The sequence below is a fragment of the Bradyrhizobium sp. 157 genome, assembly GCF_023073815.1.
Lineage (GTDB): Bacteria > Pseudomonadota > Alphaproteobacteria > Rhizobiales > Xanthobacteraceae > Bradyrhizobium.
Genome location: NZ_JADPKF010000073.1, coordinates 276,040 through 286,843, shown reverse-complemented (window position 1 = coordinate 286,843; position 10,804 = coordinate 276,040). Strand labels below are relative to the sequence as shown.

Annotated in this window: 11 protein-coding genes; 10 read left to right on the top strand and 1 reads right to left on the bottom strand. The window is 63.5% G+C overall.

The features are described from left to right. The first annotated feature begins 19 nt into the window (after nucleotides 1–19). From IVA95_RS17260 to IVA95_RS17235, 6 genes are all read left to right on the top strand, one after another. Nucleotides 20–256, top strand: coding sequence for a hypothetical protein (locus tag IVA95_RS17260; protein ID WP_247511551.1), 237 nt, complete (start codon nucleotides 20–22; stop codon nucleotides 254–256). 22 nt (nucleotides 257–278) lie between these two features. Beyond that, entirely contained in the window at nucleotides 279–491 is a 213-nt protein-coding gene (locus IVA95_RS17255; protein WP_247511550.1) for a hypothetical protein, read from the top strand. Between the two features lie 113 nt (nucleotides 492–604). After that, nucleotides 605–2,953, top strand: a complete 2,349-nt coding sequence (locus IVA95_RS17250) for a xanthine dehydrogenase family protein molybdopterin-binding subunit (protein WP_247511549.1) — start codon at nucleotides 605–607, stop codon at nucleotides 2,951–2,953. A 223-nt stretch (nucleotides 2,954–3,176) separates the two neighbouring features. After that, complete coding sequence (locus IVA95_RS17245) at nucleotides 3,177–3,491, top strand: helix-turn-helix domain-containing protein (protein ID WP_028346460.1); 315 nt, start codon at nucleotides 3,177–3,179, stop codon at nucleotides 3,489–3,491. Between the two features lie 2 nt (nucleotides 3,492–3,493). Further along, complete coding sequence (locus IVA95_RS17240) at nucleotides 3,494–3,958, top strand: SRPBCC family protein (RefSeq protein WP_247511548.1); 465 nt, start codon at nucleotides 3,494–3,496, stop codon at nucleotides 3,956–3,958. A gap of 33 nt (nucleotides 3,959–3,991) precedes the next feature. Continuing rightward, nucleotides 3,992–4,408 carry a GFA family protein gene (locus tag IVA95_RS17235; protein WP_247511547.1) on the top strand — a complete coding sequence of 139 codons (417 nt, stop codon included), beginning with the start codon at nucleotides 3,992–3,994 and terminating at the stop codon, nucleotides 4,406–4,408. A 90-nt stretch (nucleotides 4,409–4,498) separates the two neighbouring features. On the opposite strand, the gene IVA95_RS17230 is transcribed toward IVA95_RS17235, so the two are convergent. Continuing rightward, entirely contained in the window at nucleotides 4,499–5,455 is a 957-nt protein-coding gene (locus IVA95_RS17230) for a LysR family transcriptional regulator (protein WP_247511546.1), read from the bottom strand. Nucleotides 5,456–5,578: 123 nt separating this feature from the next. Here IVA95_RS17230 and IVA95_RS17225 point away from each other — a divergent pair, with 123 nt between their 5' ends. The 4 genes from IVA95_RS17225 (at nucleotide 5,579) to IVA95_RS17210 (ending at nucleotide 10,800) form a co-directional block, all read left to right on the top strand. Continuing rightward, a complete protein-coding gene (locus tag IVA95_RS17225) occupies nucleotides 5,579–6,535 on the top strand; it encodes a hydroxymethylglutaryl-CoA lyase (RefSeq protein WP_247511545.1) in 957 nt (318 codons plus the stop codon). Further along, nucleotides 6,532–7,749, top strand: coding sequence for a CaiB/BaiF CoA-transferase family protein (locus IVA95_RS17220; RefSeq protein ID WP_247511544.1), 1,218 nt, complete (start codon nucleotides 6,532–6,534; stop codon nucleotides 7,747–7,749). The genes IVA95_RS17225 and IVA95_RS17220 overlap by 4 nt, the downstream gene beginning before the upstream one ends. Nucleotides 7,750–7,829: 80 nt before the next feature. Beyond that, complete coding sequence (locus tag IVA95_RS17215) at nucleotides 7,830–8,825, top strand: tripartite tricarboxylate transporter substrate-binding protein (protein ID WP_247511543.1); 996 nt, start codon at nucleotides 7,830–7,832, stop codon at nucleotides 8,823–8,825. Nucleotides 8,826–8,832: 7 nt separating this feature from the next. Further along, the gene (locus tag IVA95_RS17210; RefSeq protein WP_247511542.1) at nucleotides 8,833–10,800 is read left to right on the top strand and encodes an aconitase family protein; all 1,968 of its coding nucleotides are present in this window, start codon (nucleotides 8,833–8,835) and stop codon (nucleotides 10,798–10,800) included. Nucleotides 10,801–10,804 lie beyond the last annotated feature (4 nt).

The following is a 10,804-nucleotide window of genomic DNA, read 5'->3' as shown; positions in this document are numbered from 1 at the left end:
CGCCGGGAGGAATCACGCCATGAATGACATGGAGGCGCAACTCGAAAGGCTGCGCACCGATGCGGAGGATTGCGCATTGATCAGCAAGTTGGCGACCAATCCTCACAAACGTGAGTTGTTCGCAAGACTAGCCGATCACCTGGCCGTCCTAGCCGACGAGGTCGAGCGCGCGATTGGTGAGCGAGGTGGAAAACGCGAAGCTCAGGGAAGACGGACAGCATCAATGTCAACGTCGGCTGGGCAATTGTCAGAATAGAATCCGTCGAGTGAGGTACGGAATGATCAAGCTGGATCAGCGAACGGCTGCGAAGATGGGCGTCGCCCTGGAAGAGGTGTGCGGGGGTCTGCCGTATGGCGGTGACCACGAGACTCGCAAGCATATCGCCAGCCAACTCGTCAAAGCCGCAAGGCGAGGCAACGATACGCTGGAAGGATTGAAATCTGTTGCCGAGCGTGCGCTGCAGGAGTTATCGAGCTGCAAGTCTGCCTAACGCTGGCTAGCCGATGGGCCGGCATCCAGTGAGCGTGCATCCGCCGATAGATGCGGGTGCAGTGGTGGGCTAGCGATTTGCCTTTTCCGCCGGCTGGCTCCATACAGCTTCACATGACCGAGCTGTTATTGGGGCGTAGCCTCGACCGCCTTGAAGATGTGCGCTTCGTGCAGGGGCGCGGACGTTACGTCGCCGATCTCGCGGCGCCGGATGCGCTTCATGGCGTCCTCGTTCGCTCGCCGCACGCGCATGCACGCATCACCGCGATCAGCATCGAGGCGGCGCGCAGCATGCCTGGCGTCGCGGCCGTGCTCACGGGAGCCGAATTGGCATCCGACGATATCGGTCCACTGCCGTGCGCGGTGACCAGCATCCCGATGACCACGCCGCTCGTGGTGCCGCCCTATCATGCGCTGGCGCGCGGCGTCGTACGCCATGTCGGCGAGCCGGTCGCGTTCGTGGTTGCAGAAACCGCCGAAGCCGCGCGCGATGCCGCCGAGGCCGTCGTGGTCGACTATGAGCCGCTGCCGCCGGTCGTCTCGATCGCAGCGGCGATTCTGCCGGACGCGCCGTCGATCTGGCCGGAGGCTGCGGGCAACATCGCGTTTCAGTTCAACCGCGGCGAGATCAGCCCGGTGGAAGCGGCGATCCGCGCCGCCGCCCACGTCGTGGAATGCGAGCTGGTCAACAACCGCGTCGCCGCCGCGCCGCTGGAGACCCGCGGTGCGATAGGGGAGTTCGATGCCGCAAGCGGCCGGCTGCACCTGACCGCCTCGGCCGCCGGCGCCCACGCCATCCGCGATCTGCTCGCGGATCGTGTCTTTAGTGTAGGCCGAGACAAACTTCGCGTCAGCATTCCCGATGTCGGCGGCGGCTTCGGGATGAAGAACGTGCTCTATCCGGAATGGGTGCTGGTGCTGTGGGCGGCGCGCCGGCTCGGCCGTCCCGTCAAGTGGATCGGCGATCGCAGCGAGGATTTCACCGGCTCCGCGCATGGCCGCGACAGCATCATTAGGGCCCGTCTGGCCCTCGATCGCGATGGTCGCTTCCTGGCGCTCGACACCAAGGTGTTCGCCAATCTCGGCGCCTACGTCTCGACAGTGGCGCCGGCCGTGCCAACCATGGCGATGGCAAGCGCGATGGGCGGCGTCTACGACATTCCGCTAATCGCATTCGAGACCAAGGGCGTGTTCACCAATACGACGCCGGTCGATGCCTATCGCGGCGCCGGCAAGCCGGAGGCGAACTATCTGATCGAGCGCTGCATCGACATCGCAGCCCACCAGCTCGGGATGGATGCGCTGAAGCTGCGGCGCAAGAACATCATCCGTCGTTTTCCTTACAGCAGCGCGATGGGACTTTCGGTCGAGCAGGGCAGCTTTGCCCACGCGATCGATCACGCCGCCGCTGCCGCAGAGGGCTTCAAGGCGCGCCAGAGAAGTTCGCGCAAGCTGGGCCGGCTGCGTGGCCTTGGGATTGCCTGCTTTCTCGAAACAGCGCGCGGCCAGCCCAATGAAGTGGCTGAGGTGAGTTTCGGTGAGGACGGCTTGATCGACCTGAAGGTCGGCACGCATTCCAATGGCCAAGGCCATGAGACCACCTACGCCCGGATCGCGGCCGACGCGCTCGGCCTGCCGCTGGAGCGCTTCCGGTTTCGGCAGGGCGATACGGACGATCTTGATTCCGGCGGCGGCCATGGCGGGGCGCGCTCAATGCACCAGGGCGGCACCGCGCTTTTGATAGCGGCGGAAGGGCTGATCGAAAAAGCGCGGCGGCTTGCCGCGCGCCTGCTGCAGGCCGGCGTGGATGCGGTTCAGTATGAAGCAGGCCAGTTGCGCGTGGCTGCGACCGGGCAGGACATCAGCCTCGATGAGGTGGCGCGCGCTTCCTATCAGCTAGCCGGCGACGACTTCGCGCCCGGCCTGGCACACCGGGCGACCCATCTCTGCGATCGCTACACTTTTCCCAACGGCTCCCATGTCGCGGAGGTCGAGATCGATCCTGCGACCGGCGAGGTGAGGCTCGACCGCTACGTCATCTTTGACGATTACGGCCGCCTGCTCGATCCCCGCCAGACGCTGGGGCAGGTGCATGGCGGCGTGGCGCAAGGTATTGGGCAAGCGTTGTTCGAGCACGCGCTGTTCGATGCGGAGACAGGACAGATTCTATCGGGCTCGCTGATGGATTATGCGCTGCCGCGCGCAGGCGATCTTCCGTCGTTCGAGGGCGATCTCACGCCTGATTTTCCAAGCCGCGCCAACCGGCTCGGCGTCAAGGGAAGCGGTCAGGCCGGCGCCATCGCAGCACCCGCCACGATCATGAATGCCGTGATGAACGCGCTCGCGCCGCTCGGCGTGCGCCATCTCGACATGCCTGCGACGCCCTCGCGCATCTGGCACGCGATCCAGGCGGCAGAAGCGCGATCGCGTCAGCGCACGGACACGACGTCCGCCGATCAATAGTCCCAGTACACAGCCAGGCCTGGAATCCACAACCAGCCGCTGATGATTGCTGCGATGGCCTATGGAAGCGTGGCCGCAACAGCCATATCCGGTCGCGATCCGTTGCCAGTCCTGATCGACCGTCCCTCATCACAGCAAGGTGACGAATGACTTGATGGCGGGTTTGCCCGCTTGCTTGACATGCAGGTATTTACCTGCATATTGTGTTTATAGAGTGAGACCGATGCAGGCCGACAAGGTTTTCAAGGCGCTGGGCGACCCGACACGCAGAAAGCTGCTTGATCTTCTTTGTGAAAAGAACGGGCAGACGCTCGGTCAGCTTTGCGAAAACTTGGACATGGCCCGGCAATCCGCCACGCAGCACCTGGAAATCCTGGAGGCGGCCAATCTGGTGAGCACGGTCAGGCGCGGCCGCGAAAAGCTGCATTTCATCAACCCCGTGCCGCTTCATGAGGTTTACGAGCGGTGGGTACGGAAATTCGAACGACAGCGGCTCAGCCTGCTGCACGATCTTAAGAAAGAGCTCGAAGGAGAATAACAATGACCAAAGAGACGACCAGTTTTGTCTATGTGACCTACATTCGCTCGACGCCGCAAAAGGTGTTCGAGGCCATCACGAAGCCCGACATCGCGCGGCGCTACTGGGGCCACGAGAACGTCTCCGACTGGAACCCCGGATCCAAATGGCAGCACGTCCGTGCCAATGATCAGCGGACTGTCGAACTGGTCGGCAAGGTCATCGAGGTCTCGCCGCCGACCCGTCTCGTCATCACCTGGGCGAATGCGTCGCAGGCCTCCGATCCTTCAGCCTACAGCCGGGTGACGTTCGAGATCGAGGAATACGAGGAGATGGCCCGGCTGACGGTCACCCATGACGAACTCGAAGCCGGCAGCGGGATGGCGAATGGCATCAAGAAAGGTTGGCCGGTTGTCCTCGCCAGCCTGAAATCCTTGCTGGAAACCGGCCACGGCCTCGACGTCTTCGCCAAGCCGAAATCGGCCTGATCCCTTCAAGAGTCTGCCAGCGGGAGAATGACAATGACCAGGTCCTATGCCGGCGGATGCGCGTGCGGCGCGATCCGCTATGAAACGAGCAGCGAACCGATCTTCGAGAACCACTGCCAATGCCGCGATTGCCAGAAACGAAGTGGCACGGGGCATGGATCCTATCTGACCTTCCCCCAGCGAGCCGATGTGACGATTGCGGGCGAAGCGAAAGAATGGCGGGTGGCGGACGACAACGGCAATGAAAAGGTCCACGCCTTCTGCCCGACCTGTGGAACGCCGGTCTACCTCACATTCGTCGCCAAGCCGGAGCCGATAGCGGTCCACGCGACCAGCCTGGACGACCCTGGCCAATTCAACCCGGAGGTGGTCACATACACCATCCGCGGCCATGCGTGGGACACGATGGATCCTTCGTTGCAGAAATTCGAGCGAATGCCGCCCGGATAATCCCGCGGGCAGCCATCCGAAGCTGCCGACAATATCAGGTACGACAGCCCAGAGCTCGTGCTGCTGAGACTCGTATTGCAGGGGTCTGATCTAGATCGCGGCGCGCTTGCTCCGCCGGCCGTTTCCCTTAGCAGGCCATCGCCCTGCGCTGACGGCTGAGCGGACCACCTCGACCATTGTCTCGCGAACCTCGATGAACGCCTTGGTCCGCGGCCGGTCCGCCAGCGAAACCAGCGCGCACGAGCGCGTCAGCGGCGGATCGATGATGCGCCGTGCGTGATATTTCTTCGCCGCCAAGTCGGCGAGAACGGTTGCGCGGGAGAGGATCGCGCATCCTAAACCAGCCTCGAGCGCCATTCGCAATGCCGACAACGAATCGACCTCGAGCGTTTCGCTCGGCGTGATCTGATTGCGGAGAACCTGGGTCTGGATGATGGCCCGCGATGCCGGCATTGGCGTCAGTCCAACCACGCTTCGTTGCGGAATGGCGGAGAAGGCGATCGGACTGGATGATCGGCCGATCAAGCTCGGATGCCCGACGAGATAGAGGTCTTCCTCCTGCAGCCACTCGACGTCCAGGCGGGCATCCCGGGGCGGATTGTAGGTGAGTGCGAGATCGACCGTGCCTGAGAAGACGCGCTCGATCAGCGCCGGCGACAGCGCCTCGACGACCGTCAGGTGTACGCCAGGGGAATTTTTTCGCACCGCCTTCATGACGTCGAGCGCGACCATGGAGATCGCGGTATGGCTGAGGCCGAGGTAAACCGGACCGGTCGCGGCCTCATTGAAAGTCCGCACATCCTCTTCCGCCTTGCCGAGCGCCGAAAGCACGGCGCTGGCGTGCTCGTAAAGCCGTCGGCCGGCTGCGGTCAGCGCGATCCCGCGCGGCCTGCGCTCCAGCAGCTTGATGCCCAGATCGGCTTCGAGCGCGGCGACGTGATGGCTCAACGCCGACTGCGCGACGTTGAGCGCCTCCGCGGCCCGCGACAGCACGCCGGCATCGGCGATGGCGATGAAATAGCGAAGCTGCCGCAATCCAAGCGCCATAGAACCCGCCCTTGCCATCTAGTTTTTAGAACAAAATGATCTTCATGTTATATTTGTCAGATACCGATGCACACGGCAAGCTCGCCCGCAAACAACAAGGACGACCCGGAGGAGCGCCGGCGCATGGACCTGCCTGATAGCGTCGTCATCTGCGAGGAGGGGCCCCGCGAAGGCTTTCAGATCGAGCCGGGCCCGATCGCGACCGCCGACAAGATCGCGCTGATCGACGCGCTCTCCGCGTGCGGCCTTCGCCGGATCCAGATCGCCTCTTTCGTCAATCCCAAGCACGTCCCAGGTTGGGCTGACGCTGAAGCCGTAATTGAAGGATTCACCCCGCGGGAAGGCGTCGAATACTCCGCATTGTGGTTCAATGAGAGCGGCTTACGGCGCGCGCTGGCGTTCGGGGACAAGCTGACCCTTGCCGGGTTCATCTCGCTGAGCGCATCCGAGCCGTTCGCGATCAGGAACCTCAATCGGGACCGCGCCGGACAGGTCCAAGCCATGCGCAAGTATGTGCGCTTGCACCGCGAAGCCGGCGTGCCGATTGCGAAGATCATCGTCATGGCCGCGTTCGGCTGCAACTTTGCAGGCGACGTCTCGCCGGCAGAGGTCGTTGCGACGGTTTCGGACGCGCTCGCTATTGCGCGCGAAGCGGACATCGAGGTCCGCGACGTTGCGCTGGCGGATTCCATGGGCTGGGCCACGCCCAGGCGGGTCGCGGCAGCGGTCGGTGCCGTTCGCGAGCGCTGGGACGGCTTGCGGATCGCGCTTCATCTTCACGATACGCGCGGACAGGGCATCGCCTGCGCCTATGAGGGCTTGCGGCTCGGAGTCACGGCTTTTGATGCGGCGGTGGCAGGGCTCGGCGGCTGTCCGTTCGCCGGCCAACCCGGCGCGCCAGGTAACATCGCCACCGAAGAGCTCGCTTTGCTGTGCGAGGAGATGGGCATCTCTACCGGCCTGAATATCGAGGCGCTGATCGAGGCCGGGCGGCTTGCCGAACGGATCGTCGGACACCGGCTGCCGAGCGCAGCACTGCGATCGGGAACGCTCGCCGCATTCAGGAGGCGGGCAGCATGACGACTTCCTCCAGGCCGTTAACGGGACTGAAGGTGCTCGACTTCGGTCACACCATTATGGGGCCGTGCGCAGGTGTCCTGTTTGCTGATCTCGGCGCCGACGTGGTGAAGATCGAGCCGGCCGACGGCGATCCGACGCGCCGGTTGCCGGGTTTCGCCGCCGGCTTTTTTGCGACCTACAACCGCAACAAGCGTTCGATCGCGATCGACCTGAAGCGGCCCGAGGGACAGGCGATCGTGCATCGGCTGGTGAAGGACGCCGATATCGTGCTGGAGAATTTTGGTCCGGGCACCATCGAGCGGCTGAAGTGCAGTTGGGAGGATCTGCACAAGATCAACCCGCGTCTTGTGTACCTCTCGATGAAAGGCTTTCTGAAGGGGCCCTACGAGAACCGCGGTGCGCTCGACGAGGTGGTGCAGATGCAGTCCGGGCTTGCCTATATGACCGGGCCGCCCGGCCGGCCGCTCCGCGCCGGCGCGCCGGTCATCGACATTCTTGGCGGTGTGTTCGGCGTCGTGGCCGCGCTATCGGCACTGCGCGAGCGCGACGTCACCGGCGTGGGACAGAAGGTTGCGAGTTCGCTGTTTGAAAGCGCAACCTTCATGCTCGGCGCGGTCGTCGTCGGCAGCGCCGTCACCGGTGGGCCGATGCCGCCGATGCCGGCACGGAAAAATGCTTGGGGCGTATACGATGTTTTCACCGCCTCCGATGGCGGTCAGGTCTTCATCGGCTGCACGTCGGACGGACACTGGCAGCGCTTCTGCGACGCGTTCGGCTTCGATGATTGGCGCGATGATCCGAGGCTCGTTGGCAACGCCAATCGTTGCGAGGCGCGCGAGTGGATGCTCCCCGAACTGGAGCGGCGGATCACGAAACTGCCGCTGAACGAAATCCTCGAAAAGTGCGAGGCGGCGCGGGTCGCCTATTCGCGCGTGGGGCGGCCCGACGAATTGTCGACCGATCCGCATCTGCTTGCCCATGGCGGCCTGCTCGCAACTGCCGTATCGGCTTTCGGCGGCGGACCGCTGGTTGGAATTCCGGCGCTGCCGGTGGAGTTCGGTGAGGCCCGCGAACGGCCGGGCCTCGCACGCCAGCCGCCGCGGGTCGGCGAGCACGCCGATGAAATTTTGCAGGCGGCCGGATATTCGGCGCACGAAATTGCCGATCTGCGCGCGGCCGGTGTGCTGGGCGCGGCTGTGAGCGTGCCCGCATAGAAGCGAACAACAAGAAGCGAACAATGAAAAGAACAGTCCAACCGTCTTCATAACGCTAGTGGTCAGGGAAGAGGCGGAACATGATTTCCGACAGATTGTTTCGAGCGAAGGCACGTATTCTTGGCGGGGCAATCGCTGCGATCGCGCTGATGGCGATGGTGCTCAACGCCAACGCGCAACCATACCCGTCGCGGTCGATTACCATCCTGGTCGGCTATTCCGCGGGCGGACAGGCCGACGCGCTGGCCCGGACCATCGGCAAGCAACTTGGCGAGAACCTCAAAACATCCGTGGTCATCGAGAACAAGACGGGCGCCAACGGCATGATCGCGGCGCAGGCGGCGGCGCGCGCCGAGCCTGACGGATACACGATCCTGATGGTGACGGATGCGATGGTCACTATCGATCCACACCTCGCCACCAGCAACCATTTCGACCTTTCGACCGCGATGGAGCCGGTCGTCAACGTCGCGTGGTCGCCGCTTTTGCTCGCCGCGGCCAACAATGTGCCGGCGAATTCGGTTGCGGAGTTGGTCGCGCTGGGCAAGCAGAAGGCGCAGAATTTGAGTTTCGGCAGCTCCGGCAGCTCGACGCCGCACCGCCTCGCCGGCGAGATGCTGCAGAAATACGGCGGCTTCACCATGACCCACATTCCGTACAAGGGAACGGCGGCGTCAGTGAATGATCTCTTGGGCGGCCAGATCCCGCTGTTGTTCGGTGCACCCACGGCAGTGGAGCCGCTGGCTGCGGCCGGTAAGATCAAGCTGCTCGGCGTCACGTCAGAGAAGCGCTTCCCGTTGCTGCCCAACGTTCCCGCCATCAGTGAAACCTTCGCAAGGTTCAAGATCATCAGCTATATCGGGTTCATGCTGCCGAAGAAGACCCCGACGTCTGTCATCGCGACGTTGAACAAGGAAGTGAACCAGATCCTTGCTACCGACACGATGCGCGGCTGGCTGGACAAGCAGGGCATGGTCGCCGTTGGTGGCACGCCTGATGATTTCAAGCGCCAGATCGCGGTCGACTATCAAGCGCGGGGTGAACTTGTCCGCGCCCTCGGCATCACCGGCGAGTGAGCCTGTCATGGTCACGCCATCGAACGAACAGGTGCGATTTGACGGCCGTGTCTTGTTCCTCTCCGAAGACGCTGACGTCATGGAGAGGCAGTTGCGGGGTGAGGACGTTTCGCGAGCCGACGCATTGCCGCTGCGGAGCGACGTATCGACCGACGAGATCACGCCGGCCTGGATCTGCTATTACTATGACGAAAAGCTCGGGGAATATCCCCATATCGGGCTGAAATGCGGCCAGCGGTTGCCGGTCTCAGCAGGCAGCGTCAAAGCCGGTGGGTTCGGCATCACGGTAGCGGGGCGCCGATACGGCAAGGGCTCGTCGCGCGAGGCCAGCCCTTATGCCGAGTGGTGTGCCGGCATCCGGTTGGTGATCGCCGAGAGTTTCGAGCGCATCTACCGCCAGAACTGCCGTAATCTCGGCATCTACACCTCGACCGATTTCGGGCTGATCGAACGAATCCGCCGCGGCGAGAGCGTTCCAATCAGCGAGTTCACCCAAGGCGAGGACGAACTCACCGCCGAGCTCATTCGCCGGGGAGGGCTGTTCAAGCTGACGCGCGCACGGCAGAACGGATGGTCGCAAACCGTGCGTGCCGCGGCACCACGGCCGATGACCTATGCCGAAAAAATCATCGCGCGCGCTAGCGCAAGCGAGGCCGGAGCGGTGCGTCCCGGGGACGCAATCTTTGTCAGGGCAGACTGGCGCTACGCCCATGAACACGTGTCGCCGATGTGCATCAGCTTTCTCGAACGTGAGATGGGCAGCGGGATCACGCTGCATGATCGCGCCAGCATCGTCTGCTTCGGCGATCACTTGCCCTTCATCCACCGGAGCATGTCACCCGAACGGCGCGCCCGTGGTCTGCTCGAAGCGGCGCAGGCGCTGGCCAAGGTTCAAAAGCAATTCTGCGAGGCGCAGGGGCTGCGTTTGCACGGTTACCTTGCGGACCGCGACGGATCGGAAGGCATCAGCCACTCGATCATGGCCGAACGTTACGTGAAGCCTGGTCAACTGGTCGTCGGCACCGATTCCCATACGCCCCATTGCGGCGCCCTGGGTGCATTGGCATTCGGCATCGGCACCACGGAAATGGCGAATGCCTGGATGACGGGAGAGGTGCGCGTCGAAGCGCCCCGGATGTGCCGCGTGCGGCTCAACGGCCGGCTACCGGCCGGTGTTGAGGCAAAGGACATCGTCCTGCACTTGTTGCGGTTGCCCTATGTGCGCGAGGGAAGAGCCATTGGGCAAGTAATCGAATATTGCGGTGAAGCCTTGTCCAGCCTGTCCACGGATGAGCGGGCGACTCTGACCAATATGGTGGCGGAGATCGGCGGCTTCACCGGCATTGTGGTGCCTGACGAGGAGACGCGCCGCTTCTTGAAAGAGCGCCGTGACATCGACATGCAGCTTGAGCCCTGGATGTGCAGCGACGAGGGCGCTGAGGTGGCTCATCTCATCGATGTCGAATGCGACCGGCTCGAGCCGATGCTGGCGAGGCCCGGTGATCCCGGTCACGGCATCGCCATATCGGAATTGGCGGAGACAGTACGGATCGATATCGCCTATGGCCGTTCCTGCACCGGCGGCAAACGCGAGGATCTGTTGCATTACCATGCCGTGCTGCAATGGGCCGCGCAGCGCGGCATGCGGGTCGCTCCCGGCACCCGCTTCTTTCTTCAGTTTGGCAGCCAGGATGTTCGCGACTACTGCCTGCGGAGCGGGATGCTCGACGTGTTCAACCGCGCGGGCGTCGAGCTGATAGAGCCGGGATGCGGCGCCTGTGTGAACGCTGGTCCCGGCGTTTCCGAGCGGGCCGATCAGGTGACGGTGAGTGCCATCAACCGCAACTTTCCAGGTCGCTCCGGGCCGGGACAGGTTTGGCTGGCGAGCCCGTCCACCGTTGCGGCCAGCGCGATTGCCGGTCGGATCGTGAGCTTCGCAGGCTTGCGCGGAACGGTGGAGGAAACCAGGCGATAGGCGT

Bases quoted from the DNA above. Each gene is read 5' to 3' on its own strand.
- IVA95_RS17260 (WP_247511551.1), top strand. From the start codon at position 20: ATGAATGACATGGAGGCGCAACTCGAAAGGCTGCGCACCGATGCGGAG.
- IVA95_RS17255 (WP_247511550.1), top strand. From the start codon at position 279: ATGATCAAGCTGGATCAGCGAACGGCTGCGAAGATGGGCGTCGCCCTG.
- IVA95_RS17250 (WP_247511549.1), top strand. From the start codon at position 605: ATGACCGAGCTGTTATTGGGGCGTAGCCTCGACCGCCTTGAAGATGTG.
- IVA95_RS17245 (WP_028346460.1), top strand. From the start codon at position 3,177: ATGCAGGCCGACAAGGTTTTCAAGGCGCTGGGCGACCCGACACGCAGA.
- IVA95_RS17240 (WP_247511548.1), top strand. From the start codon at position 3,494: ATGACCAAAGAGACGACCAGTTTTGTCTATGTGACCTACATTCGCTCG.
- IVA95_RS17235 (WP_247511547.1), top strand. From the start codon at position 3,992: ATGACCAGGTCCTATGCCGGCGGATGCGCGTGCGGCGCGATCCGCTAT.
- IVA95_RS17230 (WP_247511546.1), bottom strand. From the start codon at position 5,455: ATGGCGCTTGGATTGCGGCAGCTTCGCTATTTCATCGCCATCGCCGAT.
- IVA95_RS17225 (WP_247511545.1), top strand. From the start codon at position 5,579: ATGGACCTGCCTGATAGCGTCGTCATCTGCGAGGAGGGGCCCCGCGAA.
- IVA95_RS17220 (WP_247511544.1), top strand. From the start codon at position 6,532: ATGACGACTTCCTCCAGGCCGTTAACGGGACTGAAGGTGCTCGACTTC.
- IVA95_RS17215 (WP_247511543.1), top strand. From the start codon at position 7,830: ATGATTTCCGACAGATTGTTTCGAGCGAAGGCACGTATTCTTGGCGGG.
- IVA95_RS17210 (WP_247511542.1), top strand. From the start codon at position 8,833: ATGGTCACGCCATCGAACGAACAGGTGCGATTTGACGGCCGTGTCTTG.